We start from the raw sequence: 26164 nt of genomic DNA on the forward strand, positions 1-26164 counted from the left end.
GGGTCGGCGCGCGTCAGGGGCGCAGGGCGTCGAGCGACGCCGGCGCCGTCCGGCTCGCGGCCGGGGGCTCGCAGGGCAGCTCCACCGTGAACCGCGCCCCCTCGCCCAGGCGGCTGTCCGCGCGCACCGCGCCGCCGAGCGCCTCCACGATGCTCTTCACGACGTGGAGCCCGAGCCCGAGCCCCCCGAAGTGGCGGCTCGACACAGCGCGCTCGAACCGCTCGAACACGTGGGGCAGTCGCCCGGCCGGGATCCCGATGCCCTGATCCTGCACCACGAGCTCCGCCGTGCCGTCCTTCCGCGCCACCGTGATCTCGATCGGCTTGCCCGCGCCGAACTTGAGGGCGTTGTCGAGCAGGTTCGACACCACCTGCTCGAGCCGGCTCCGGTCCCACGACCCCACGACGGAGGGCTCGGCGCGCACGCTCACGAGCGAGCCCGATTGCGCGACGCGCTCGTCGAGCCGCGCCACGACCTCGTCCACGACCTCCGCGAGGTCGACCGGCTCGACGTGCAGCTCCAGCCGGCCGCTGTGGAGCTGCGAGACGTCCAGGAGATCGTCGATCAGCCGGGCGAGCCGCTGCACCTGCCGATCCATCCGGTGCAGGGCGCGCCCGAGGCGATCCTCGGGCGCGTGGCCGCTCCGGCGGAGCAGCGCCTGGAGGCCGAGGCGCAGGGAGGTGACGGGCGTCCGGAGCTCGTGGGACGCGACGCTGAGGAAGTCGTCGCGGGCGCAGACGGCGCGCTGCGCCTCGCGGTAGAGGCGGGCGTTCTCGAGGGCGATCGCGATCTGGTCCGAGAGGAGCTCCAGCACGCGGACGCGGTCGCGCGTGAAGGCGCGCGTGGTGAGGTTGTTCTCGAGGTAGACCACCCCGAGCCGCGCCTCCTTCCGCTGGATGGGCAGGACCAGGACCGACCGCGACCCGCCCTCGGCGAAGTGAGGATCGCGGCCCTGCTCCGGCTCGCAGGCCGCGTCGTCGATCACGAGGAGCTCCCGCGCTCCGTGCGCGTGCTCGACGACCCGCCGCGGGACCTCGCGCGACCGGGAAAGCGGCGTGCGCTCGATGGAGACCGGGGCCGCGACCGACCCCAGGGCCCGCACGAAGAGCTCCCCCTCTTCCTCGAGCACGAGCGCCCCGCGCTGCGCGCCGGCGGCCTCCAGGCAGACGCCCAGGAGCTTCTCGAGCAGCCGATCGAGCACGATCTCTCCGGAGAGGGTCTCGGCGGCCTTGAGCAGGCTGAGCGCGTCGAGGGCGACCGCCGGCAGCCGCTCCTCGACGAGCTCGGGCTCCTCGCAGGGCCCGTAGAGCCCGAACTCGTCCGTGAGCGCGCGGGCCTTCTCCGAGGCCCCCCAGCGGGCGAACCCCTGCCGCGCGGCGCGCAGGTACAGGGCCGCGATCCGCGCCCGCCCGAGCCCGTGGTAGAAGCGCCCGGCCAGCTCGTTGCCGAGCGCCGAGAGATCGAGGAATCCCCCGCGCGTCGCCGCGGCGACGGCCTCGTCGTATCGCGCGCCGGCGAGCTCGAACTTGCGCTCGACGCGGGCGATCTCTGCGTCGACGAGGAGGCGCCGCGGGAGGAAGTTCTCCGCGCAGCCCGACTCCCACCTTTGCAGGACGCGATGCAGGTCGGCCACGCGCGCGAGCAGCGCGGCCCGCTCTCGCGCGTCGGCCTCGTCGCACCGCCACAGCAGCGTGAGCGCGGCATACAGCGCGTGCTGGCACTCGGGGATGTATCCGCCGAGGAAGTGCATGTACGGGACCGCGGCGTCGGCGTGCGCGGCGGCCTGGGCCAGGTCCCGGTACGTGTAAGAGGCCTGGAGGCGCACGATCTGATACACGCACATCGTCGACGGTTCCCTCTGCGCCGCCTCGAGGAAGGCCCGCTCGTCGAACTCCGCGTCATCGGCCAGGCTCCGGCTCCTCGTCAGCCCCTTGAGGCACCGGATGGTCTGCCGGTAGGCGAGCTGGTGGAGGAGCGTCGACTTGTTGCCAGTCTGCCGGCTGAACGCGAGCGCGTCGTTCAGATCGACCAGCACGCGATCGAGCTCCACCCCTGCGGCGAACGAGTGCTCCACGAGCCCCGTGCGCGCGTACGAGGCGAAGCGGAGCTCGCCGGACGACAGGCCCAGGGCGATGATCTCGCGGAACGGCCCCGCGCTCGACGCGAGCGGCGCGATCCACGGGTGAACGAACTCGTTGTACATGTACCGGGCGATCGTCTCCTGGGCGCGATCCTCGAACCTCCGCGCGAGCTCCACGGCGAGCCGGCCGAAGCCCTGGGCGCTCTGGAGCTCGCCCTCGGCCGCCAGGAGCAGCGCGTGCCCTGCGTAGGAGAGGATCGCCTCGCTCGAGTTGCCGTGCTCCAGCGCGAAGCGGACGCCGAGGGCGGTGAGGAGCAGCAGCTGCTTCCGGTCCGCGAACCACGCGGGGGCCACCAGCTCGCCGAGGAGCTTCATGTGGGCCCGGGCTCCTGGCGTGGTCACGCGGGGGAGGTCGACGAGCGACTCGGGCGAGCGCGCCGCGACGTGCCCGGCGATGGCCCACCGCTGCGCCGCGATCGCCCCGTCGAGATCCGCCGAGGGCAGCTCGACCCCGAAGTCCGCGCGCAGCGCGTCGCGCCCCCAGCCGAGCGCCAGATCGTGCTCGCCGGTGATCGTCGCGCTCATGATCCGGAGCGCCTCCAGATCGACCTTCTCGGGGATCGACGCCGCGTGGCGGAGCCCCTCCTCCACGAGCGCGCGGGCCATGGCGTGCTGATCGGTCAGCGCGGCGCACTCCGCCGCGTCGCGGTGGAGGGAGAACCAGAGCTCGTAGCACGAGCGGGAGGCGCCCTCCGGCAGCAGACGGAGGCCGCTGCGGAAGTATGCGAGCGCCGGGCCGTAGGCCGCGGCGCGGCGCGCCTTGAGTCCGGCGCGGTGGTTCAGCCGCGCGAGGCGGCCCCGCTGCTCCGCGTCGAGCGGAGCCGGGCCGAGGTTCAGCTGGTCCACGGCGTGGAACAGCGCGCTCTCCACCCCGTCTCCGCAGGAGGCCTCGAGGAAGCGGCCGATCTCCAGGTGCAGCTGCCTCCGCCGCTCCGCTGGCGCGAGCTCGTAGGCGGCCTGCTGGACGCGATCGTGGGCGAACCGGATCGCGAGCTCCCGGCCGCGCTCGCGCGCGCTGTCCGGCAGGATGAGGCCCTCCCGGAGCGCCTGGCCGAGCGACGCGATCGTCTCGTCGATGGACCGGCCCGACACGGCCGCGACGATCCCGAGCTCCGAGCGCCTGCCGATGCACGCGGCGATCAGCAGGAGCTCCTGCGCCTCCTCGGGCAGCTTGCGGACGGACTCCGCCATCAGCTGGACCACGTTGTCGGTGGCCCCGACCCGCTCGATCCGGCCGAGGTCCCACGTCCACGTCGAGCGGCTCGCGTCGAAGCAGAGCAGCCGTTTCCCCTGGAGCGATCGGAGGAGCTGGCGGACGAAGAAGGGGTTGCCGGCGGTCTTGGCGAGGATGAGCTCCGCGAGCGGCCGCGCCCGCTCCGGCTCGCAGCGGAGCGCGTCGGCGAGCAGCGCGACGATCGCTCGCGCGTCGAGCGGGCCGAGCGGCAGGCGGGTGATCGGGACCCCGGCTTGCCGGAGCTCCTCCAGGGTCCCGTGGAGCCGGTGCATGAGGCCGACTTCCATCGGCCGGTACGCGGCGATCAGCAGCACGTGCCGGCTGCCTGGATCCACGGCCAGGGCGTGCAGGACGCGGAGCGACGCGGCGTCCGTCCACTGGAGATCGTCGAGGAAGATCGCGAGCGGCGGCCGCTGGCCGGCCACCGCGCGCACGAAGTCCTGGATCGCGAGCAGGAAGCGGCTCTCCGCGCGCATCGGATCCACGGCGGGCAGCTCGGGCGCCCCCGCGAGGAGGTCGGCGAGCTCCGGGCAGAGCGCGGCGAGCGCGCGGCATGGCGCGCTCGCCGCGTCCCTGAGCTGCGCGCGGCTGTCCTCCGGCTCGGCGTGGAGCGCGGCCGCGAGGGCGCGGAGCGCCTCCGTCAGGGGGGCGTAGGGCACGTTGGCGGCGCGCAGATCGAACTTCCCCTCGATGAACCGCCCGCCCCGCTCGGCGACGGCGCTTTGCAGCGCCTCGACGAGGGCGGTCTTTCCGATGCCCGCCTCTCCGGTCACCAGCATGAGCTCTGTCCGGCCCTCCGACGCGCGGGCGAGCGCGCCGTGAAGCGTGGCGAGCTCGCGCTCGCGCCCGAACAGGCGCTCGGGCAGCGGGAGCCGCCGCGCGAGGTCGAGGCGGCCGAGCTCGAACGGCGCGATGTCGCCGGTGGAGAGCCATCGCCTCCGCGCCTCGCGCAGGTCCTGGGCGAGGCTCTCGGCGCTCTGGTACCGCAGCTCCGGCATCTTCGCGAGGAGCCGCTGCACGAGCTCGGACAGCGTCGCCGGGACGTAGGGGCTCACCTCGTGCGCGGGCACGGGGCTCCTCGCCATGTGGGCGTGCACGAGCGCGAGCGGATCGAGGTCCTGGAACGGCGGCGCGCCGATGAGCATGGCGTAGAACGTGGCGCCCAGCGCGTACAGGTCCGAGCGCGCGTCGATGAAGCGGCCTGTGCGCCCGAGCTGCTCGGGGGACAGGAAGGGGAGCGCCTTCAGCTTCTCGATCTCCACGGCGCCGGGCGCGCTCGTGAGCTCGGCCGCGTCCACGAAGTGGACGAGGGTGACCTGCCCGTCCGCGCCGAGGACCACGCGGCTGGGGGCGATCGCGCGGTGGACGACGCCGCCCGCGTGGATGCGCGCGCAGGTGTCGGCGAGCGCGACGGCGATGTTGAAGAACGCGTCGAGCGCGAGCGGCCCTCGGGCGAGCCGCCGCTCGAGGTCCTCGGGGCCCGCGTCCTCGAGGAGGAGCGCGGGCGCGCTCTCCGGGCCCTCCAGCGCGAGCGGCCGCGCGACCCCCGGCACGTCGAGCCGGCGCAGGAAGGCGTGCTCGCGCAGCAGGAGAGCCGCCGCGCCCGGGGCCGGATGGCTCCCGCGGACGGTCTTCTGCACGACCGTCCTGCCGGCGACCGTCAACCTGCGGAGCAGAAAGCGGCCGCAGCGGTGGACCTGGGTCGCTTCCGCCCGAGTCATACGCGTTCCCCCTCGCGCAATTCACGGGAATATAAAACAAGGTGTGTGTGCGCGCGAGCCGGGAAATCCTCGGCCTCAGGATACGACCCGGCGTCGTCGGAGCGAACGTCGTGGAGCGGGCGCTCGATCCTCCCGTCCGGTCCTCGTGGCCCGCTCCTGCTCGCGCTGCTCCTCGATCAATCCAGCGAGCGAAGGTGCTAGGATGAGGCTGCGCATGTCCGGCGGGTGGGCGGCTGCCCGGCGCCGGTGCGCACACCGGGGAGCTTCGATGGACGCACCTCAAGTAAGCCGGCGCCGATCGCGCCACGCCTCCGGCGAGGGCGCCTCCGATCCTCGCCGAGGGGGCGCAGCCGCCTCGGAGCAGGGCAGGCATGGAGAAGCCGGAAGGCCATCCCGATCGCCCACGGGCGCAGGCGTCATCACGCGCGCAGGTCCCCGCGCCGGCGTCGAGAAAACGTGACATCGGCGTAGACCGGCCGTCGTAGTATCCGCCGCATGCCGCATTCTCTCCCACATCCCAGGGGCGGTTCCGCTCCGCCCGCGCGCATAGGCAAGGTCGCATTCCTCGGGTATGGCCGCTTCGGCGCGGCGCTCGGGTCGCTGCTGGGCGACGCGGGGATCGCGGTGCGCGCGTTCGACCCTGGCGCCGAGATCCACGGCGCCGTGCGGGCCGCCTCGCTTGCGGAGCTCGTGGACGGCGCGGACCTCGTGCTCGTTGCCGTCCCGGTGCCGGCGATGCACGAGGCCCTCGTCTCGCTGAGGCCGCACCTCGCGCCGGGGCAGGCGGTGGCCGACGTGGGCAGCGTGAAGACCGTGCCGGCGCGCGCCATGGCCGAGGTGCTCGGCGCCGACCGGCCCTGGGTGGCGACGCACCCGCTCTTCGGCCCGGCGAGCCTCGCCCGCGGCGAGCGCCCGCTGCGCGCCGTCGTCTGTCCTAACCCGGTCCATCCGGACGCGGTGCGCCGCGTGGTCGCGCTGTTCGAGCGGATCGGGTGTCAGGTGCTGGAGCAGGCCCCGGACGAGCACGACCGGGTGATGGCCTTCACGCACGCGCTCGCGTTCTTCATCGCGAAGGGCATGCTGGACGCGGGCGTGCCCGCCGGCGCGCCGTACGCGCCGCCCTCGTTCCAGGGCATCGCGCACACGATCGAGACGGTGCGCGTCGACGCGGGGCACCTGTTCGCCGCGCTGCACCGCGAGAACCCCTTCGCGAGCGAGGCGCGCCGCCGCCTCATCAGCGCGCTCGTCGCCGTCGATCGCAGCCTCGATGTCCCGACCAAGGACGCGGCGCCCGAGGACCTCGCCGCGCTCTCGATCCCCGATCTCGGCTCGCTCTCCCCCGAGCTCCGCGAGACGCGGGAGCTCATCGACGAGCTGGATCTGGAGCTCGTCGACCTGCTCGCGCGCCGGTCCGAGCTCGTCCAGCGCGCCGCGCGCGCCAAGGCCACGATCGGCGCTGCGGTCCGGGATCCCGTGCGCGAGGCGCGGCTCATGGAGTCGCGCCGCCGCCGCGCCGTCGAGCTCGGCCTCGACGCCGACGGGATCGCCGAGGTCTTCGAGGTGATCCTCCGGCACTCGCGCTCCCTGCAGGAGCGGCGCTCCTCCACCTAGCGTGGCGACGGCGCGCGGAGCGCGGGAGAAACTCCACACCACGGAAACGCGACGGACACGGAGAGCGTCAACAACAACCGCGCTGCTTTACGCGCCTGTCGCGTCGGTCCTCGCGTCCGCTCTTGCATCGTTTGTTGCATCGCGTTTCGCATCGATTTCCTCCGTGGCCTCTCTCTCGATTCGCGATCTCCCTCACGGCCTCTCCAATGAGGTGGCGCTCGCTCCATGGCGCCGCGAAATCCCTTTCCACGCCGGCGCGCTTCGGTGTACGGTCGGCCTTTCGGGGATCATGGCGCCGCATCGGGAGCTCCCTTATTGGCACTGCAGGTGACCCCTGGGTCGCGGGTACGACGGCGCGTAGACTACGATACGGGCTCGTCAGTGCAGTTCAGGGAGGGCTGGAATGGATCAACCGGGCGGCCATGCCGAGGAGGCCGAGCGTTCTGGGGCCGGCGGCAGGAGCGGGGGCCGCGCGCGCTCGACCGCCGTCGGGGGCGCCTGAGGATGCTGCGAGGTGGGCCGCGGCGCTGACGCCGGGCAGGAGGGCAAGGAGACGCGGGATGAGGGCAGAAGTAGGCAGGGTCAACATCCTGATCGTTGACGACAGGCCTGAGCAGCTCCTCTCCCTGGAGGCTGTTCTCGCTCCGCTCGGCGAGAACATCGTCAAGGCGGCGTCCGGCAGGGAGGCGCTCCGCAGCCTTCTGCAGGAGGAGTTCGCGGTCATCCTCCTCGACATCAACATGCCGGAGATAGACGGGTTCGAGACGGCGACGCTCATCCGCAAGCGGAGGAGCACGCTGCACACGCCGATCATCTTCCTGACGGCGCACAACGATCGCGCGTATGTCGAGCGCAGCTATTCGCTCGGGGCGGTCGACTACATCATGACCCCGTTCGCCCCCGAGGTCCTCCGCACCAAGGTGTCTGTCTTCGTCGACCTCTCCAAGAAGACACAGAAGATCAGGCTCCAGGCGGAGTCGCTGCGCGCGCACGCGGAGCAGCTCCAGCGGCTCAACCGCGCCGCGCTCACGATCAACTCGGCCATGTCGCTCGACGCCATGGTCGCGGCGATCACGGAGGCGGCGCGCGACGTCGGCTGCGCCCATCATGCCATGACGCTCGTGAAGCTGGAGAAGCCCGGAGAGCGGGCGCGGACCGCGGTGTCGCTCTCGGAGCGGTACGCCACGTTCCAGCAGGAGGCGCCGCCCCCCATCGCCGGCGGGCTGTGCGCGCACGTGTGCGGCAGGAACAGGCCCCTCCGGATGACGCAGCGCGAGCTCTCGCAGCACCCGGAGTGGCTGGACGACGCCGGGCAGAGGCCGCCGCCGCGGGGGTACCTCGCCGTGCCGCTCACCGCGGCCGACGGCCAGAACATCGGGACCATCCAGCTCTCGGACCGGCACGACGGCGAGTTCTCGGATGACGACGAGACGGTCCTCGTGCAGCTCGCGCAGCTCGCTTCCATCGCCATCCAGAACTGCGTGCACGCCGAGGCGCGCGAGGCGAACCGCCTGAAGGACGAGTTCCTCGCCACGCTCTCCCACGAGCTGCGCAGCCCGCTCAACGCGATCCTCGGCTGGACGCACCTCCTGCGCGGCGAGCCGTTCGACGAGCAGCGGGTGTCGCATGGCCTCGAGGTGATCGAGCGCAACGTGGCCGCGCAGACGAAGCTCATCGAGGATCTCCTCGACGTCTCCCGGGTCGCGACGGGCAAGCTGCGCATCAGCGCGGCGCCGATGGCGCTCGCGCCCGTCGTGGAGATCGCCATCGACGCGATCCGTCCAGCCGCCGAGGCGAAGGGGCTCACGATCGACGTCTCGCTCGACCCCGTGATCGAGGTGAACGGCGACGTGAATCGGCTCCAGCAGGTCGTCTCGAACCTCACGTTCAACGCGCTCAAGTTCACGCGTCCCGGGGACCACATCCTCGTCTCGCTCCGGCGGGCCGGCGCCTACGCGGAGCTCACGGTGCGCGACTCGGGCGAAGGGATCGCGCCGGATTTCCTGCCCTTCGTCTTCGAGCGCTTCCGCCAGGCCGACAGCACGAGCCGCAGGACGCACGCGGGGCTCGGCATCGGGCTGTCGCTCGTGCGTCACATCGTCGAGGCCCACAGCGGCTCGGTCGTGGCCGAGAGCCCAGGGCTGCAGAGGGGGTCGACGTTCGTGGTCCGGCTCCCGCTCTGCGGGGTCGAGCGCAGCTCGCTGGCGGCGTCGATGAAGGAGGCGCGCTCGCGCTCGCTCGCGTCGTCGGATGCCGCGTTCGATCTCGGCGGGCTCCACGTCCTGCTCGTCGAGGACGACGCGGACGCCCGGGAGCTCCTCCAGGAGGTGCTCTCGCAGCACCACGCCGAGGTGACGGCCGTGGCCTCGGCCAGCGAGGCGCTCGCCGCGTTCTGCGCGGCCCGCCCGCACGTGCTCGTGAGCGACATCGCCATGCCGGGCGAGGACGGCTACGAGCTCATCCGCATCATCCGGCAGCGCCCGCCGCACGCCGGCGGCGATCTGCCTGCGCTGGCGCTGACGGCCTATGCGCGCAAGGAGGATCAGAAGCGCGCGCTCGACGCCGGCTTCCACATGCACGCAACGAAGCCGATCGAGCCCGCCGCCCTTGTGGCCGCCGTGGCGAGCCTCGCGGCCAGAGCCCGCGCCGGCGAGCTCACCTGCGCCCGGGAGCGAGGCCCCGGCGACGAGATCAACCCGTGAGGGTCGAGGGAGCGGAGGGCGCTCTCCCCCTGTCGACCGGTGAGCGAGCGACGGGGGTCCGGTGAGCGAGCGCCGGTTGCCCGGGCGCCCCCTCTCGCTCGCGCATCCCATCTGATCTCGAACGCTGCGCCCGAGCGAGCCCGAGCGGGATATCGCGTCTTGTCCCCTGCCGGGTCGGGCGCCTGATCTCGTGGGCGTCCGCGGGCTCATCCGTAGGACAGCGACCCTGGTGCGGGGCGCCCGGGGCGCGACGGGCGGTAGGCCTGGGACTTGCACTGCATTCCGCGCAACATGTCCTCATGGGCCAGACGGGAGGCCAACCCCGCACGGGGGAGCCGGACGAAGCGCGCCCGCACCGCGGCCGGGCCGTGGATGCGTGCTGCGCGGCCCCGGCGCTGCTCCTCGACGTCGATCACGCGAGCACGCTTTGGCTCAAGGGGCTTCACCTCTGGAGGTTTGTCCGTTATAGCGGACGCCGCGTCAAGCAACGTCGCTTTCATGCCTCACGTGCGCCTGGGCGCACGTCGGCGAATGTGCTTGACCGGCAGGTGCTCGCGGTGGGCCACCCACATGCAACGATGATGCAGTGAGACAAAAAGCTTGCGTAATCCAGTATGGTGGCCTATCATCCACGATAACGGAATCACCAACGAACCGACATCGAACCATCACATGGTGTGAGCGCTCGTGTAGCTCGCGAGCGCACAATTTGCGCGATTTTGGCGTGGATTGAGTCGCCGTGGCGGTGTGGAGCGGTAAACGGTTCGGGTCTGTACCGGCAATTCTTTGGGGGGGAACAACCCAACGGAGAGAACGATACATGAAAGCTTCGATGAGCATCTTTGCAAGCGCGCTGCTGCTTGGCGCAACCATGATGATTGGCGCCGGATGCGGCGATGATGAGGGTGACACCAACTCCGCTGGGACGACGACCAGCTCGTCGGCGAGCGGCACGGGCGGCGCCGGCGGTACGGGCGGCGCTGGCGGCGCTGGTGAGGGCGGCGCCGGTGGCGCTGGCGAGGGCGGCGCCGGTGGCGCTGGTGAGGGCGGCGCCGGTGGCGCTGGCGAGGGCGGCGCCGGTGGCGCTGGTGAGGGCGGCGCCGGCGGCGCTGGCGAGGGCGGCGCCGGCGGCGCCGGCGGCGCTGGTGAGGGCGGCGCCTGAGGCGAACGCCTCGTTGATGCGCTTCCCTCGCCCGATCCGCAATGCGGGGGGCGGGGGAGCGGCCCTGCTTTAGCTCGAAGGGGATCACGGAAAGGTTGGGAGACGGAAGATGCTTTGCGTCTTCCCTCCTTTTCGTGAGATCCGGAGCACTTTCATCCCAGATCATGTACCTTCCGGCACCGGCTTATCCGGTCTGGGGGGCGCTGCGCCAGGCGCCATCTGCGCTGCTGCCGCGCTGCCACGCGCTTTTCGCGCAGCAACACGCCTCTTTCGCGCTGCTGCGCGTCTCTTTTGCTTTGCGGCGCCGTCTTCACGCTTCGACGCGTCTCGGACGGAGCTCCGGCGCGCAGCTCCCGGACTACGCATCATTTGCGGCCGCCCTGATTCCCGCGTCATGGCTCCGTGATGAGATCTCCGCCGCGGGGAACCGGCGCTGCGTTGTCCAGCGCGTCCCAGGATCCATGGAGATCCTAGGCCGGAGCAATCCAGTTCACCGCGCGACGAGCAGCGTCTCCTCGGGTCGGGCAGCTCGGCACGACAAAGGGCTGACCGTGCACCGCGGATCTACCGTGCGTCGCTGCAGCGCCTCAGCTCGCTCCAGGGGCTCTCCGCCTCGCGGTTGCTGGCGCGGAGCTCCTCGGTGAGGCGAGCGACCTCTGACGTGAGCGCCTCGTTGCAGCGCCGGAGATCGCTCACGGCGCGCTGCGCCTCGCCGTGGCGCAGCGCGTTGTTCACGGCGACCGCCGCCTGCGACGCGAGCAGACCGCAGAGCTCGAGCTGCGCCGCGCGGAACGCCCCGGTGCCCGCGTCGTTCTCCGCGTAGAGCACGCCCGTGAGGCGCCCCTGGTGCGTCATGGCGAGGCACAGGATCGAGCGCGGACCGGCCTCGATCAGGTAGGGGTCCTGCGCGAACCGCTCGTCCGCCGTTGCGCTCGCGAGCACGACCGGCTGCTGCGTCTGCGCGACGTGCTGAACGACGCTCGCGGCGAGATCGGCGATGCGCTCGAGCGGCGTCCCCGCTCCGAAGCGGACCCCCTCGGCCTCGCCGGCGAGCTCGGCCTCGGCGGTCAGCGCGCCGTCGCGGGCGAGGAGCAGCACGGCGCGCCGCGACCCGGTGCTCTCGCGCAGCAGCCGGAGGAGCCGCTCGAAGAGCCGCTCGAGGGCGAGCTCCCCGTGGAGAGCGCGCGAGGCGCGGAGGACGGCGAACGCATCGATCGAGCCAGGGCGCTGCGTGCTCGCCGGGGGCGCGGCCTCCGGCGGCCGGCTCGCCTGCCCGAAGAGCGTGGTGCGCGCCACGAGGTGTGGGTACTTCCGAGACAGCTGTCGCACCTTGGCCGTCGCGCCCCACCGCAGATAACCCTCGTGGGCGTCGGTCATGTAGACGTGAGCGATCCGCTCCCTCCCGCTCGCCAGGTGGAACTTCGCGCAGAGCTCGCTGGCGAGCGCCTCGTCGCGCACGAACCCGTTCACCTTCGCCGCCTCGATCGCCTGATCGTAGAGCTTCATCGCCGCGAGCTCCTCGCCGGCGGCGCGCGCGGACTCCGCGCGGACGAGGAGGTGCTTGTGACGGTAGTTGTCCGGGCACCGCTCCGCCCACGCCGCGAGCCGGTCCTTGTAGCTCGGCACGGAGATGGGGGTCAGCTGCCGGCCGCGCGACAGCGCGGGCGAGAGCAGCGTGAGGCATGTGTAGAAGACGACCTCGGTCGCGAGGTGATCGTCGACGCCGCCCGGCATCTTCGCCTCGGCGAGCGACCCCATTCGCAATGCTCCCTCGTGGTCCTCGAGCAGGAAGCAGACCTGCTGCCGCAGCGCGCAGTGGATGAACGCGACGGCGCCATAGGCCGGCGCCGAGAGCTTCTCCTCGTACGCCGCGGCCGCCTCGTCGACCACGGGCTCCGGCGCGCGCGACGCGCCGACAGGCGCCGCGCTCATCAGGTCGTCGAGCGCGCGGCGCACCCCGGTCAGCGCCGCGAGGGCGTGCTCCTCCCGGCCGCGCTGCACCAGCGCGAGGAACCCGTCGACCTCGGCCCGCACCGCCTCGCACTCGTCGCCGAGCGCGAAGCGAACGAGGGCGGTGTGGACGCACGTCTGCGCCACGTACGTGAGATCGCCGGCCGTGAGCCCCGCCTCGTGGGCTTCCTTGAAGAGGTCGAGGCTCGAGAGCAGGTGCTTGGTGAAGACGCTGATGTGCGCCCCGAGCACGAGGCGCAGCCGGCACGAGAGCTCGTCCTGTCCGGCCCTCTCGTTCAGCTCGAGCGCGAGCTCGCCGAGCTCGTAGGCCTCGTCGTAGCGGCGGAGCACCCGCGCGGTCATCCACGCGTGGGCCATGTAGCCGTACGGAGAAGCGCCGCTGTGCCCGCGCTCCAGCGACAGGTTGACCTGCCTGGCCGCGATGAAGGTGCAGAGCGGCGGGCAGATCAGCGCGGCGGGCATCGTCAGCGTCATGAGGAGCCGGAGCGCCGCGCGGGTCCTCGGGTCCGACGTCTCGGGTTCGTCGAGCAGGTCCCTGAGCCGGCGCGTGCCGAGCGCGGCGCGCGCCGCCGCGAGCTCGGCTTCCGCTGCCGCCTTCCGCGTCGGCCCCTCTTCGGGGAGGGGGACGCCGAGCATCGCGAGCGCCGTCTTCCCGAGCGCCAGCGCCTCGTCGAGCCGGCCCTGCGTGGTGTACAGCGCGATGCGCAGCTCGTACGCCCGGGCGCGCTCGAGATCCGAGCGCGCCTCCGCGGCGAGCACGTCGAGCAGCGACTCCGCGCGCTCGATCTGGCCGCCGAGGTACGCGCACTCGGCCGCCTCCGCGTGCAGCGAGAACGCGAGCTCGTGGTCCTGCTTGAAGCTCCCGTCCGGCAGCGCCGAGATCCCGGCCTCGAAGAAGTCGGCCGCCGCGGGGGGCGCGCCCCGCTCCTTCGCTCTGCGGCCCGCCGTGAGGTTCATCGCGGCGAGCTCCGCGCGCGCGCGCGGCTCGACGGTCAGGGGCGCGCCGAGGTTCAGGTGCTGCGCGGAGCGCGCGTCAGCCGATGTGTAGAGGAGCTTCATCGCCATCTCCGAGGCGATCGCGGGGGGGCGCTCGCAGCGAGGTCGGCGCCGGCGCGGGTGTCCGCGCGGTGGCCCCTTCGTTCGCTGGGAGCTCCGTCGTGATCGTAGATGGATAGGGGATCATGGAGGGGCCGTCGCCCGCATCAACGGGCTCCTCCAGCGGCGCGACGTCCACCGGAGCCGTGCATAGCATTCTACCCCAAGTGGGCAGGGGTGCGCTACTGTGGCAGTGTGCCGGCCTTCCTGGGCTGCGCGCGCCACGCCTGGAGGAGCTCGGCCTCGCGGTCCGGCGCGAGCCCCGCTCGCGGCCTTGGCTAGCCGCTCCGGCGGAAGCGTCTCCGCCACGGCAAGAAGCGGCTCTGGCCGATCGCGCGTCGCCGTCCCGGATGAGCACGCACGCAACGAGAAAGACTGAGGTTTTTGTACTTCCAAGAAGTCTGAAATGGAAGGGTCATGGTCCACAACCTGCAGTGTTTCCAGTCTGCCCGCGTCGAGGCGGGAGAGGAGAATGCGGTATGCGGTCTGTCTTGGGGGCGCTGGGCGCGCTCTGTGGCGTCATCTGCTGCGGAGCTGGTTGTGTCTCGGGGGCTGCGGGCGGCGTGGCGGAGGGCGAGCCGGGGCGCGACGCCGTCGCGCCGGTGGGGGCGAACGCGGAGCACAGATCGCCCTCCGGAATGTGCGGGACGGGGACAGCTGACCCCGACGGCGTGTGTCTGGACGCCGCGGTCGAACGCGGCCGCAGCGTGTCCGGCGCGGGGGAGCCGGGCGCGGGCGTGCGGGCCGAGCCGGGTTGCCGGCGGCGCCCGTTCAGCCGGCAGTTTCCTGTCACGAGCGCGACCTTGCGCGGCTTCGCCATCGACCCGACGGGCGGTGTGTTGCTGGCCGGCTCCTTCGAGGGCGAGCTCCGCTTCGGCGACACCCGGCTGGAGAGCGCGGGCGCGGCGGACGCCTTCGTGGCGAAGCTCGATGCGTGCGGCGATCCGCTCTGGGGCAAGCGGTTCGGCGACGCCGTGGCGCAGGGGGCCATCGACGTCGCCGCGGGCAAGGGGGGCCACGCGCTCGTGCTCGGCGAGTTCTCCGGCACCGTCGATCTCGGGACGCGCCGGCTCACGGCGGCGTCGCCCTCGGGCGCCGATCTGTTCGTCGCGAAGCTCGGCCCGAACGGCGCGACCCGCTGGGCGGCGCAGATCACCGCGGAGGAGGGCGCCATCCTGAGCGGCACGGCGCTCGCGGCCGACGGCGACGGCGGCGCGCTCGTGCTCGGCAGGCTCGAGGGGGCGGCGAAGGTCGCCGGCGTGCGGATCGAGCGGCGAGCGATCGGCGCCTTCGTCGTCCGGCTCGACGCCTCCGGCAGCGTCGCGTGGGTCAGCTTCCCGCCGAGCGGATCGGACAGCGAGGAGATCGGCATCGAGGTCGATGAGAACGGCAACGTGTACCTCGCGAGCCAGGACGGGCGCGGCTCGGCGACGTTCGTGACGAAGCTCGACGACGGCGGGGATCTCGAGTGGCACCAGCGGTTCCGCGGCTCGTCGGATCAGCTCGAGATGGCGTTCGACCTCGCGGTGGCTCCGGGCGGCGCCGCGTTGCTCTCCGGCAGCGGCGTCTTCGGCGATCCCGATCTGCCGGGCGGTCCGCGGCCGTTCGTGGCCAAGCTCGACGACAACGGCGACGTGCTCTGGGTGAAGCGCTTCGACGCGCAGAGCCCCCGCCAGGTCACGGCGAGCGAGGAGGGCGTGGTGCTGGCCGGCGATGCGCTGTGCGAGGCGGCGGATGATCCGGCGTCGTGCAGCGCGTGGGCGGCCGGGCTCAGCCCGAGCGGGGAGGAGGAGTGGACCCAGCGTCTCGGCGCGGACGTCCGTGTCTCCGGGCTGGAGATGGACCCGTGGGAGCGGCCGGTGCTGGCCGGGTGGTTCCGGGGCACGATCGCGCTGGGGGGCGACGAGCTCTCCAGCGAGCAGGGCGCGCTCTTCCTGTCCCGCCTGTCCGAATCGCGCTGACCCGCGCGCAGGCGCTGCGGTCCCGCGCGGGCGCTGCGCGGCGGACAAGGCTCACAGGCCGAGCGCGCGGCGGACGTCGGCGGCGATCTCCTCGGGAGCGCCGCCGATGTCGACGCGGATCGCGTCCTCCGGCGGCTCCAGCGCGGCGAGCTGCGTCGTCAGGAGGCCGGGCGGCATGAAGTGCTCCGTCCGCGCCGCGAGGCGCGCGGCGATCAGCGCGGGATCGCCGGTCAGGTGCACGAGGCGCATCCGCGCGGGGTCGACGAGCAGCTGCGCGCGGTAGGCCGCCTTGAGCGCCGAGCAGGCGAGCACGGCGTCGCGCTCCTCGTCGAGGAGCCGGCGGATGCACGCCGAGAGCGCGGCGAGCCACGGCGCGCGATCGCGGTCGTCGAGCGGCTTGCCGGAGCGCATCTTCTCGACGTTGGCGGCGGGGTGGAGGTCGTCGGCGTCGATGAACTCCCATCCGAGCTCGCGCGCGAGGCGCACCCCGACCGTCGTCTTTCCGACGCCGCTCACGCCCATCACGATCGCGATCACAGGCGCCGCGCCCCTCCGAGGGCTGTCTCTCCGGCTCTCCGCATGGCGGGGTCGCATCCTATCACGCGCGGCTCCGTCCCATGCACCGCCTGCCGGCGCTCGCGCCACGGTGGGCCGGCACGCCCCCTGCTGAGCCGGGCGCATGCGTAGGCCTCCGATCTCTGTGGTCCTGTTGCCCTTCTCCCTGATCTTCGCCGGTTGCGTCTCTGACGGCACCGGGCCGGCGCCGCAGCCCTCGCCGTCCGGTTGCAGCGATCCGGACATCGCGGGCTGCGTCGTCGCCTCGGACAAGCAGCGGATCCGCGAGCCCGACGTGCCGGAGGCCGATGCCAAGGCGCTCGCCTCCGGCAACACGGACTTTGCGCTCGAGCTCTATCGTCAGGTCGGCGCCGGGCCGGGCAACCTCTTCTATTCGCCGTACAGCGTGTCGAGCGCGCTGGCGATGACGTACGCCGGCGCGCGCGGAGAGACCGCGGAGCAGATGGCGCGCGCGCTGCGCTTCTCCCTGCCGCAGGAGCGGCTTCATCCGGCGTTCAACGCGCTGGATCTGGCGCTCGCGAGCCGCGGCGAGGGCGCCGAGGGGCAGGACGGCGAGGGGTTCCGGCTCAACGTGGCCAATGCGATCTGGGGGCAGGTCGGCTCCTCGTTCGCGCCGCAGTTCCTCGACGTGCTCGCGGAGAGCTACGGGGCCGGGCTGCACGTCGTCGACTTCGTCCAGGCGCCCGGGGAGGCGCGGAGGATCATCAACGGCTGGGTGGCCGAGCGCACCGAGGACCGCATCAAGGATATCCTGCCCGAAGGCGCCATCCAGCCCGGGACCCGGCTCGTGCTGACGAACGCCATCTATTTCAACGCAGCATGGCAGTTTCCGTTCGAGGAGGAGGAGACGGCCCCCGGCGATTTCACGCTGGCGGACGGCTCCACCGTCTCCGTGCCGATGATGACGGGCAACGCGCATGTCCGTTATGGCGAGGGCGATGGCTACGAGGCGCTGGAGATGCCCTATGACGGCGGCGAGCTGTCGATGGTGCTCGTGCTCCCGTCGGAGCTCGGGGGCTTCGAGGCGGGGCTCGACCGGGAGCGGCTCGATGGCGTCCTTGCCTCGCTCGGGTCGCGGAGCGTCGCGATGACGCTGCCGAGGTTCGAGATCGAGTCGAGCCTCGATCTCGTCCCGCCGCTCACCGAGCTGGGGATGCCCATCGCCTTCTCCGGCCACGCGGATTTCTCGGGGATCAACGGGCAAGGCGGGCTCACCATCAGCGACGTGCTCCACAAGGCGTTCGTCACCGTGAACGAGGCGGGCACCGAGGCGGCGGCGGCGACGGCGGTGGTCATCGGCGAGACGTCGGCGCCCGAGCCCGCCACCATCCATTTCGACCGTCCGTTCCTCTTCCTCATCCGGGACCACGCGACCGGCGCGATCCTGTTCGTCGGCCGCGTGGTCAACCCGTCCGGTTGAACCGCCGAGCCCGCCGGGGCGGGGCGCCGCCGCTCCTCCGATCCCGGCGGCGCCAGAGGGGCGGGCTCCATGCGGATTTTGTCGCGCGGCGCCGCCGGGGGTGAGGGGCCGCGCGAGCGCCTCGTCAGTACACGCGGGGGATGAGCCGCGCAGAGGTCCGGCGCGCGTAGTCGTCGTATTCGGGGAAGGTGTCGCGCAGCACGCGCTCCTCGTACCCCATGCGGATGATCTGCAAGACCACCTCGACCGTGTAGATCAGGAGCGCGGCGATGGACGGATAGAGCAAGATCAGCCCGGCGCCCTGGATCACCGTCGCGAGGTAGACCGGATGGCGCACCAGCCGGTACGGGCCGCCCGTGACGAGGCGGCGCGCCTCGGGCATGAGGCTGAACGACTTGCCCAGCCATCCGATGCTGGCCACGGCGAGCGCCAGACCCGCGACCATGAGTAGCGTACCCACGACCTGACGGCCGGGCGTCGGCGGGACCCTGGGCAGCCACGCCAGGCTCGCCGGCAGCAGGCCGGCGGCGAGCGCCGTGATGCGAGGCACGATGCCGCTCAGCTTGCGTACCGGGCGGAGGCGAACCAGCGTGAGCGTCGCGATGAGCAGCAGGTACGCTTCCGTGACGAGGAGCGCGGCCAGCGTCGTCCCGTACGTGAGCCCCGCAGGCTCGCGCCAGACAAACAGGTGAACGTAGATATCCCGCCCGACGAACAGGGCATTATAGAGCATCAGGAAGGTGAGCGGCAGCCGCATCGCGAGGTCGTAAAGCACCACACCATTCATTGTGTTCCCCCTTACGTTGGATGGTGAGAGGGGGTGAGGGTGCGGTCAAGCCAGCAGGGCCTGGTGCCGTGTCGGATCCATCATCCATCCACCGCGGGCGCAGCGCGCCTCGTGGCGGGGAGCCGGGGACATACGGGTTCTTGCGCGGTCGCCGGGCTGGCGGGAAAAGGGCGGTTCAGCCGTATCGGAGCTTGAGGACGAACACGGTGCCCGAGAGGACGAACGTGATCGCGTTCGCGACGATGATCCGCATGTCCCTGGTGAGCAGGCCGTAAACGAGCCACAGGCCGACGCCGGTGACGAAGGCCGCGTACATGCCGACCGAGATCGAGCTCGTGTCGCGCGTGCGCAGCGTGCGCAGCACCTGCGGAAGAAAGGAGATCGTGGTGAGGGTCGCCGCGACGAGCCCGAGCGCGGTCACTACGTCTGGATTCATCTGGTGGTGCGTGTCCCTTCGGTTCGCCCCCGCTGCACAGGGTAAGCTCGCCAGAAGGTAGAGACAGCGGTTTTGTCGGCGTGCCGCCATCGCCCGAGGGGTGGGAGCTGCCCTCCCGACCGCGGACAGACAGGCGGAATCTCCTGTCACTCTGCCGGGTTCGCTGCTTCCACGCGCGGGGCCGTGGCGGCGCTCTGTCGCGCCGCCCGCCTGGCCGCTCACTGCGCCTCGACCCTTCTCTCCACCGCCTCGCGGATCTCTCGCTCGTCCAGCGCTGCGAACCCGAGCCGCAGGAAGGGGCGCTCCTTGCCGTCGAACGCGAACCGCCGCCCCGCCGAGGACGCCACCGCCCGGGGGCGAGGATCTTCGACAGGGGGCCGGCGTAGACGACGCTGCAGAAGCCCAGCCCCCCTCATCGGCTCCGCTCTCCGGGAAGCGGTGGCCCAGACGACCCCCGAGGTTACGGGATCGTCGAACACCCAGCGCGCCACGCAGGATTCGAACCTGCGGCCTTCGGCTCCGGAGGCCGACGCTCTATCCAGCTGAGCTAGTGGCGCACTCTCGCGGGATTCGCGAGGGCCCCGAACCTACCCGGGGCCGGGCTTCCGCGCAACCACTTCCAGCAATGTCGTGCACCGTCGCTGCGCGACGGCGCTCCCGGCCGCTGCGCGGCGGCGTCGGCGTCGGCCAAAATTTGGCCACCGGGCCGTCTGTCCGGCATTCCCGGGGCATGGACGCCCGACAGCGAAGCTCCGCGATCCCGGCCCCCGCGCGCGGTTTCTTCTCGCCCGCCCTGGCAGTCGCCGCCCTCGCCTTGCCGGTCCTGCCGGCCTGCAGCAGCGGGGAGAACGTCACGCCCGAGGGCATCATCAGCCTCTCCGCGGGCGCCGCCCAGACGTCCGCCGAGAACGACCCCGCCACCCTCCCGCGCGCCGATGGGCCCCGCATCGGGGCCGTGCAGATGGTCGCGCCCATCTACGAGAAGGCGGACCGCCGCTCCGCCAAGCTCGGCTACGTCCGCGCGGGCGGGACGGCGCCCCGCGGGGAAAAGCCCGCCTCGTTCGACGACTGCCAGGGCGGCTACTACCGCGTGCTGCCCGCCGGGTACATGTGCGCCGACAGCGACGCCACGATCGACATGCAGCACCCGATCCTCCGGGCGCTCACGCGGCGGCCCGACCTGTCCAAGCCGATGCCGTACCCGTACGCCTTCGTCAGGGCCATCGCGCCGAACTACTACCGGATGCCGGCGATGAAGGAGCAGCTCCGGTACGAGATGAGCCTCGAGCGCCACCTCCGCAGCTACAAGAAGCTCAAGAAGAAGTGGGACGAGGTCAAGATCGGCGCCAACGACGTGCCGCTCGACGCGCTGGGCAACGCGACCGGCGACCCGCCCACCGAGCCGCCCGAGCTCGGCGACAGCGAGCTCTTCGGCGGCAACGGCAGCGACGAGATCCCCTGGTTCTTCAAGGGCGGGCGGCAGATCCCGAACATCTCGTCGTTCAAGGTCCCGGGCTACGCGATCATCACCAACCGGATCGCGCGCAAGGCGGGGCTCGCCCTCATCGACACCTTCATGGGCGACGGCGGGCGGCGCTTCGCGATGACCACCGACGCGCGGCTCGTGCCCACGTCGAAGCTCAAGCCCGCCCGCGGCTCCACGTTCCACGGCGTGGACATGACCAAGGGATGGGAGCTGCCCCTCGCGTTCGTGACCCGGCAGAAGGCGAAGCGCTACGACATCTCGGGCGGCCAGATGGAAAAGGCGGGCGAGCTTCCCTGGCACACCGCCGTGCAGCTCACGGGGCGCTCGAAGAAGGTCGGCGGCGCGCGCCTCGTCGAGGCGAAGGACGGGACGTGGGTGCGCGACTCCGACGTCGCCATCGCGGTGAAGCCCTCGGAGCTGCCGTCGTTCGCGCAGGGGGACGTGAAGTGGATCGACATCTCGATCCTCAGCCAGACGCTCATCCTTTACGAGGGCAAGAGGCCCGTCTATGCGACCGCGGCGGCGACGGGCCGCGACGGGCTCGGCGACCCCAGGAAGACCTTCTCGACCGTGCGCGGGACGTTCCGGATCCGCGACAAGCACGTCACGACGACGATGGACGCGCACGAGGTCGACAACAAGTTCGAGCTCCGCGACGTGCCGTGGGTGCAGTACTTCGAGGCCGGCTACGCGATCCACGCGGCGCCGTGGCACGACGACTACGGCAAGCCGCGCAGCCACGGGTGCATCAACCTGTCGCCGGTCGACGCGCGCCGGGTGTTCCTCTGGACCGATCCGCCGGTGCCCGACGGGTGGCACGGGGTCAGCGCGGGGCGGGCCACGGGGGAGGGGACCATCGTTCATATCCATCCGTAGGGCCCGAGGGCCTGCGGTTGAACGACCGGGTGAGGGCGCGCGAGGTGCGCGGTCAGTCCTCGTCGGCCTCGACCTTGAAGCCGCTCTCCTTGATCACCTTCTCTTGCACCGCGGGCGGGCAGACCTCCAGGTGCTCGACGCTCATCGTGAAGGTGCCCTTGCCCTGGGTCATGCTCTTCAGCTTCGACTCGTACTCGAGCACCTCGGCGAGCGGGACGAACGCGTTCACGATCGTCTGATCCTCGATCGCGTCGGTGCCGATGATCCTCCCGCGGCGGCTGTTGATGTCGCCGATGATGTCGCCCATCGCCGCGCTCGGCACCGTCACCGAGAGCCGCACGATGGGCTCGAGCAGCACCGGCGCGCACTGCGCGGCGGCGGCCTTGTACGCCTTGCTGCCCGCCATCTGGAAGGCCGCGTCCGAGGAGTCGACGTCGTGGTACTTGCCGTCGAAGAGCCGCACCTTGACGTCGACCATCGGGTAGCCGGCCAGGACGCCCTTCGACATCGACTTGACGATGCCCTTCTCGACCGAGGGGATGAACTGCCGCGGCACAGCGCCTCCCACGACCGCGTCCTCGAAGACGAAGCCGCCGCCGCGAGGCAGAGGCTCCATGTCGATGTAACAGACGCCGAACTGGCCATGCCCGCCGGTCTGCTTCTTGTGTTTGCCCTCGACGTTCGTGACCTTCCTCGAGATCGTCTCCTTGTAGGCGATGTGCGGCGGGCCGAGCCGGCAGTCGATCCCGACGCGCCGCCGGATGCGCTCCACCGTGATCTCCAGGTGCAGGGCGCCCAGGCCCGAGACGACGAGCTCGCGGGTCGACGCGTCCTGGTGCACGCTGAGCCCCGGGTCCTCCTCGGTCAGCCGGTGGAGCGCGTTGCCGACCTTGTCCTCGCCGCCCTTCGCGTCGAACCTCACGCCGCGCGAGAAGAGGGCCGGCGGCAGCTCCGGCGCGCTGAACAGGAACGCGTGCCTCTCGTCGCAGAGCGTGTGCCCGCTCAGCGTGGTCTTCAGCTTGTGCAGCGCGACGATGTCGCCGGCGCGCGCCTCCTCCATCTGCTTGTGGTCCTTGCCGACGACGCTGTGGATCTTGCCGAGGCGCTCCGCGCCGCCCGTGTTCGCGTTGAGCAGCGTGGCGTCGGGCCGGAGCACGCCGGAGAGCACGCGCGCGAACGAGGTGCGGCCGGCGTGCGGATCGATCGACGTCTTGAAGACGAACGCCGCCGCCGGCGCGTCCGCCGACGACGGCCGCTCGGCGGCCTGCGGCGCGGCGCCGGGCTTGCCGCTCGGGACGACGCCGGTCCACGCCGGGTGCTCGGTCGGCGGTGGCACGAGCTCGACGATGCCGTCGAGCAGCGCGGCGGCGCCGCTCGGGCGGACCCCGGAGGCGAAGTAGACAGGGACCAGCGCCCCCCGGCGAACCGCGGCGCGGAGCCCCTGATCGAGCTCCTGCTGCGTGAGGTCGCCCTCGGTCAGGTACCGCTCGGTGAGCTCGTCGTCGCTGCCGGCGACGTCGTCGACGAGCTTGGCCCGGGCCTTCTCGGCGGCCCCGGCGACGTCGGCCGGCGCGGGAGAGCCCGCGGCAGCGGCGGGCGCCTCGGGCTTGTCGAGCCAGGCCTTCTTCGTCCGGGTCGCGACGACCCCCCGGTACTGGAGCCCTTCGCCGATGCGCTCCTCCATCACCGCGAGCGGCGCCTTGAGGCGCGCGCGGACCTCGGCGAGCACCTCGTCAGGCCGCGCGTTCTCGGCGTCGACCTTCGTGACGACGATCATGCACGGCAGCTTCGCCTCCTTCACCCAGCCGAAGACGCGCTCGGTGATCGGCTGCACGCCGTCCTTGCCGCTCACGACCACGATGGCCGCGTCGACCGCCGCGAGGGCGAGCCGCGTCTCGGCGAGGAAGCTCCCCTCTCCCGGCGTGTCGACGAGGTTGATCTTCTTCCCGCCCCAGGAGAGGTGCGCGACGCTCGCCTCGAACGAGCAAACGTGCTCCTTTTCCTCGGCGGTGTCGTCGAGGACACTCGACTTGTCGTCCACCTTGCCGAGCTTGGCCGTCGCCTTGGCGACGTACAGCATGGCCTCGGCGAGCGATGTCTTCCCAGCCCCCTTGTGTCCGATGATTGCAACGTTCCTGATGTCCCCTGCCTCAGTCGTTGTCATTCCTCGTTCGTATCAATCCCCATCGGGATCGAGAAGGCCGGCACGCGATTTTTGCGGTGCTTTCCTCGACGCAGGAAGACAGCGAAGACGGGCACGGAGTCGCTCACCCGAGCTCTGCCGCGACGCGCCGCGGCGTGCTCGATCGAACAGCGCTTGTCCGGCGCTGCCTGAGCGGATGGCGCGCCCGGGCTCCCGGAGCGCGACATGAGCACTCTCCGCCTCGCAATCCAGATGGTGCTCGGCATCGCGCTGCCGCTCGCGCTGCAGCGGTGGGATCGACGGCGGCTCACGCCCGAGCAGCGCGCTGCTTGCTGGAACGGAGCGACCTGGGGCGCGGCGCTCTACGCGTTCGGCCCGCTGTCCATGCTCGGGTGGTGCTGGGTCACGCGCGGCGTCCAGCACGGGCGGCCGGACGCCCGCGGGCCGCGGCGCTGGCGCGGGCTGAAGGCGCTCGGGCTCGGCGCGGCGTCCGCCGCGGCGCTCGTCCTGGTCCTGAGCGGCGTCGACACCCTGGCTGCGCTCGCGCTGGGGCTCCCGCCGTGAGCCGCGTGGACGGCTGAGAGGCGGGGCGGCGGGCAGGGCTCGCGTGGCATGGACGGCGCATCGCTGGGCTCCATGGCTGGGAATGTCTGGATGGCGAAGCAGGGTGGAGCGGCTGCATCGGCTGCAACGATCGATGGATGCGGGCCGGCCGGCCGGCCAGCTGGCCGGCCAGCCGACGGCGCACAGAGCGGACATCCCCCTGTCGTCGTGGTCGGTAGACGACACGTCATGGACGCCTTGCTGCACTCTGGATCTGCTATTCAGAGGACAGGTTCTGACGCTGTTCGCGGAGCTCGCGGACCCCACCGAGGCAGTGCGTTGACGTCGCTGAAGCTCAGAGGAGAGGATCGCGCGGCCGCACAGGAGCGGACCGACGCCGGGCGTGTGTCGCGGGCGGCCGAGGCGGGTCCGGGGCAGCAGGAGGTCGTCGCCGGCAGGTACGCGGTGGAGACCCGGATCGGCGCCGGCGGGGTGGGCGTCGTCCAGCTCGCGACAGATCGCGCGTCGGGCCGGCGCGTCGCGCTCAAGCGCGTCGATCCGGTGCTCGCCGAGAACAGGCATGCCGTCGAGCGGCTGCTCCGGGGCGCGCGCGCCGCGCGCTCGCTCTCGGGCAGGTACGTCGCGCGGATCCTCGACGTCGGTGTCGAGGACGGCGTGCCGTTCGTCGTCAGCGAGTACCTGGAGGGCTCCGACTTCTCGAGCTACCTGCAGCGCCGCGGGCCGCTGCGGGTCAGGGAGGCGGTGAAGTACCTCCTGCAGATCTGCGAGGCCGTCGCCGAGGCGCACGGCATCGGGATCCTCCACCGCGACCTCAAGCCCGAGAACCTGTTCCTCAGCTTCGGCGACGGCGCGCCCAGCGTGAAGGTGCTCGATTTCGGCGTGTCGGCCGTGGCGTGCGGCGTCGAGAGCGAGGGCCCGAACGCCGTCTCGGGCGCCATGCGGACGTCGCTGCTCTACATGGCGCCGGAGCAGATGCGGTCGGCGGGCGGCATCGACGAGCGCGCCGACATCTGGTCGATCGGCGCTGTGGCCTACGCGCTCCTCTGCGGGGCGAGCCCGTTCGACGCGCGGACCGAGCTCGAGATCTGCAACAAGGTCCTGCACGATCCGCCCGCGGCCTTCCCGCCGCGGTTCGAGCCCGTCGAGCTCAAGGAGCTGCTGCTGCGCTGCCTCGACAAGGACCCGGGGGCGCGCCCCCCGGACGTCGCGAAGCTCGCGTTCGCGCTTGCGCGCTTCGGGGGCGATGGCGCGGAGGACGCGGCCGAGCGCGTGTGGGAGGCGCTCCGGGCGGACGAGACGCTCCGCATGGCGACGCCGGCCCCCGCGCCCGTCGAGGACGAATGGGAGCCCGACACGCTGGCCGATCTGCCGAGGATGTCGCCCGACGACCTCATGGGCGACCTCGAGACGACGGCCAAGTGGGACGCGCCCGGGGGCGGGGGCCGTCAGTCCGACGTCACGCTGGTGTCGCACGCGGGCGCGTTGTGGGACGGCGGCGAGCAGCTGCGGGCGAGCCGCACGCCGCCCCCGCGGGTCGTGATGGTGAGCCCACCGGCGCGCCCCTCGGAGCCGCAGGCGGCCGCGACAGGGCATCGCCCGGCAGGTGAGACGCCCATTCCGCTCGGTCGCCATTTTGCGCATCGCGTTAGCGCCGACCCGGCGCCGCGCGTCACACCGGCGGAGGCGCGCGTGCCGGTCGAGACGGAGCGGCTCACGCTTGTGCGCCGCGGGCCGTCGCCGTGGCCGCGCCGGCTCGCGATCGGGCTCGCGGTGTTCGGGATGATCGCGGGGCTCGGCGGCGTGTGGCTCGTGCAGACGGGCACGCTCGACGCCGGCGGGAGCGCCCTGCCTGCATCGAAGGGGGTGGCGAAGCGCGCGGTCCAGGCGGCGCGCTCCTCCGCCGTGGCGAGGCGACCGGACATTGTCGTGCCTGCCGCGTCCGATCTCGCGCCCGAGCCCCCGCCGGCCGTGCCGGACACCGCGAGCGCCGCCGGCCCGGCCAGCGAAGCGCCGCGGGTCGTGCCGCCGGGGGGGATCCGGCACCAGCCGCAACGCCCCGAGGTGATCTACGACGAGGTCGAGCGCGAGCGGCAGCGGCTCGAGAAGAGCGAGCGCGAGCGGCGGTGGCGCGAGGGGACCGAGCGCGCGCGGCAGCAGCGCGACGCGATCGGGCGCGCGCCGCAGCCGCCGGAGGAGGGCGCGCGCGCGCCGCAGCAACCTGAGCAGGGCGACGGCGCGCAGCGGCTCCAGGACACCGACGGCGGGTGACGTCCGCAATA

At 72.1% G+C, this 26164-nt stretch carries 15 protein-coding genes and 1 tRNA gene; 8 read left to right on the plus strand and 8 right to left on the minus strand.

All coding sequences use genetic code 11. The features are described from left to right. Positions 1 to 13: 13 nt before the first annotated feature. On the minus strand, positions 14 to 5095 hold the full coding sequence (locus tag WMF17_RS06955; RefSeq protein ID WP_437601168.1) for an AAA family ATPase: 5082 nt from the start codon (positions 5093 to 5095) through the stop codon (positions 14 to 16). A gap of 495 nt (positions 5096 to 5590) precedes the next feature. On the opposite strand from WMF17_RS06955, the gene WMF17_RS06960 reads away from it, so the two are divergent. The 3 genes from WMF17_RS06960 to WMF17_RS06970 all read left to right on the plus strand — a co-directional run bounded on the left by WMF17_RS06960 (position 5591) and on the right by WMF17_RS06970 (position 10643). Beyond that, the gene (locus WMF17_RS06960) at positions 5591 to 6706 is read left to right on the plus strand and encodes a prephenate dehydrogenase/arogenate dehydrogenase family protein (protein ID WP_437601169.1); all 1116 of its coding nucleotides are present in this window, start codon (positions 5591 to 5593) and stop codon (positions 6704 to 6706) included. 560 nt (positions 6707 to 7266) lie between these two features. Next, on the plus strand, positions 7267 to 9408 hold the full coding sequence (locus tag WMF17_RS06965) for a response regulator (protein ID WP_437648720.1): 2142 nt from the start codon (positions 7267 to 7269) through the stop codon (positions 9406 to 9408). A gap of 1007 nt (positions 9409 to 10415) precedes the next feature. After that, positions 10416 to 10643: a hypothetical protein gene (locus WMF17_RS06970; protein ID WP_437648721.1), complete on the plus strand. Its 228-nt coding sequence runs from the start codon at positions 10416 to 10418 to the stop codon at positions 10641 to 10643. Positions 10644 to 11134: 491 nt separating this feature from the next. Here WMF17_RS06970 and WMF17_RS06975 read toward each other — a convergent pair whose 3' ends face one another. After that, entirely contained in the window at positions 11135 to 13600 is a 2466-nt protein-coding gene (locus tag WMF17_RS06975) for a GAF domain-containing protein (RefSeq protein ID WP_437601172.1), read from the minus strand. A gap of 515 nt (positions 13601 to 14115) precedes the next feature. On the opposite strand from WMF17_RS06975, the gene WMF17_RS06980 reads away from it, so the two are divergent. After that, positions 14116 to 15597 carry a hypothetical protein gene (locus tag WMF17_RS06980; protein WP_437648722.1) on the plus strand — a complete coding sequence of 494 codons (1482 nt, stop codon included), beginning with the start codon at positions 14116 to 14118 and terminating at the stop codon, positions 15595 to 15597. 51 nt (positions 15598 to 15648) lie between these two features. Here WMF17_RS06980 and WMF17_RS06985 read toward each other — a convergent pair whose 3' ends face one another. Continuing rightward, a complete protein-coding gene (locus WMF17_RS06985; RefSeq protein WP_437648723.1) occupies positions 15649 to 16134 on the minus strand; it encodes a gluconokinase in 486 nt (161 codons plus the stop codon). A gap of 163 nt (positions 16135 to 16297) precedes the next feature. Here WMF17_RS06985 and WMF17_RS06990 point away from each other — a divergent pair, with 163 nt between their 5' ends. Then, positions 16298 to 17593 (plus strand): serpin family protein, encoded by a 1296-nt coding sequence (locus WMF17_RS06990; RefSeq protein WP_437601175.1) that lies wholly within the window; start codon positions 16298 to 16300, stop codon positions 17591 to 17593. 124 nt (positions 17594 to 17717) lie between these two features. Here WMF17_RS06990 and WMF17_RS06995 read toward each other — a convergent pair whose 3' ends face one another. The 4 genes from WMF17_RS06995 to WMF17_RS07010 form a co-directional block, all read right to left on the minus strand. Next, positions 17718 to 18380, minus strand: a complete 663-nt coding sequence (locus tag WMF17_RS06995; protein ID WP_437648724.1) for a methyltransferase family protein — start codon at positions 18378 to 18380, stop codon at positions 17718 to 17720. Between the two features lie 175 nt (positions 18381 to 18555). Next, positions 18556 to 18816, minus strand: a complete 261-nt coding sequence (locus WMF17_RS07000; protein WP_437648725.1) for a SemiSWEET transporter — start codon at positions 18814 to 18816, stop codon at positions 18556 to 18558. A gap of 218 nt (positions 18817 to 19034) precedes the next feature. Further along, positions 19035 to 19163: a hypothetical protein gene (locus WMF17_RS07005; protein ID WP_437601178.1), complete on the minus strand. Its 129-nt coding sequence runs from the start codon at positions 19161 to 19163 to the stop codon at positions 19035 to 19037. A gap of 136 nt (positions 19164 to 19299) precedes the next feature. Further along, positions 19300 to 19373: transfer RNA gene (locus WMF17_RS07010), tRNA-Arg, on the minus strand. 173 nt (positions 19374 to 19546) lie between these two features. On the opposite strand from WMF17_RS07010, the gene WMF17_RS07015 reads away from it, so the two are divergent. Then, on the plus strand, positions 19547 to 21178 hold the full coding sequence (locus WMF17_RS07015) for a L,D-transpeptidase (protein ID WP_437601179.1): 1632 nt from the start codon (positions 19547 to 19549) through the stop codon (positions 21176 to 21178). Positions 21179 to 21230: 52 nt separating this feature from the next. On the opposite strand, the gene fusA is transcribed toward WMF17_RS07015, so the two are convergent. Further along, on the minus strand, positions 21231 to 23342 hold the full coding sequence (gene fusA / locus WMF17_RS07020) for an elongation factor G (RefSeq protein WP_437601180.1): 2112 nt from the start codon (positions 23340 to 23342) through the stop codon (positions 21231 to 21233). Positions 23343 to 23546: 204 nt separating this feature from the next. Here fusA and WMF17_RS07025 point away from each other — a divergent pair, with 204 nt between their 5' ends. Both WMF17_RS07025 and WMF17_RS07030 read left to right on the plus strand, forming a co-directional pair. Beyond that, a complete protein-coding gene (locus WMF17_RS07025) occupies positions 23547 to 23885 on the plus strand; it encodes a transcriptional regulator (protein ID WP_437601181.1) in 339 nt (112 codons plus the stop codon). A gap of 318 nt (positions 23886 to 24203) precedes the next feature. Beyond that, positions 24204 to 26153 (plus strand): protein kinase domain-containing protein, encoded by a 1950-nt coding sequence (locus WMF17_RS07030; protein ID WP_437648726.1) that lies wholly within the window; start codon positions 24204 to 24206, stop codon positions 26151 to 26153. Positions 26154 to 26164: the final 11 nt, after the last annotated feature.

Origin of the sequence: Sorangium sp. So ce362, assembly GCF_051519845.1 — a bacterium.
Taxonomy (GTDB): Bacteria; Myxococcota_A; Polyangia; order Polyangiales; family Polyangiaceae; genus Sorangium.

What these genes read in the sequence shown, in the direction of transcription:
- WMF17_RS06955 (WP_437601168.1), bottom strand. Translation starts at nt 5,095, where the DNA reads ATGACTCGGGCGGAAGCGACCCAGGTCCACCGCTGCGGCCGCTTTCTG.
- WMF17_RS06960 (WP_437601169.1), top strand. Translation starts at nt 5,591, where the DNA reads ATGCCGCATTCTCTCCCACATCCCAGGGGCGGTTCCGCTCCGCCCGCG.
- WMF17_RS06965 (WP_437648720.1), top strand. Translation starts at nt 7,267, where the DNA reads ATGAGGGCAGAAGTAGGCAGGGTCAACATCCTGATCGTTGACGACAGG.
- WMF17_RS06975 (WP_437601172.1), bottom strand. Translation starts at nt 13,600, where the DNA reads ATGAAGCTCCTCTACACATCGGCTGACGCGCGCTCCGCGCAGCACCTG.
- WMF17_RS06980 (WP_437648722.1), top strand. Translation starts at nt 14,116, where the DNA reads ATGCGGTCTGTCTTGGGGGCGCTGGGCGCGCTCTGTGGCGTCATCTGC.
- WMF17_RS06995 (WP_437648724.1), bottom strand. Translation starts at nt 18,380, where the DNA reads ATGAATGGTGTGGTGCTTTACGACCTCGCGATGCGGCTGCCGCTCACC.
- WMF17_RS07000 (WP_437648725.1), bottom strand. Translation starts at nt 18,816, where the DNA reads ATGAATCCAGACGTAGTGACCGCGCTCGGGCTCGTCGCGGCGACCCTC.
- WMF17_RS07015 (WP_437601179.1), top strand. Translation starts at nt 19,547, where the DNA reads ATGGACGCCCGACAGCGAAGCTCCGCGATCCCGGCCCCCGCGCGCGGT.
- fusA (WP_437601180.1), bottom strand. Translation starts at nt 23,342, where the DNA reads ATGACAACGACTGAGGCAGGGGACATCAGGAACGTTGCAATCATCGGA.
- WMF17_RS07025 (WP_437601181.1), top strand. Translation starts at nt 23,547, where the DNA reads ATGAGCACTCTCCGCCTCGCAATCCAGATGGTGCTCGGCATCGCGCTG.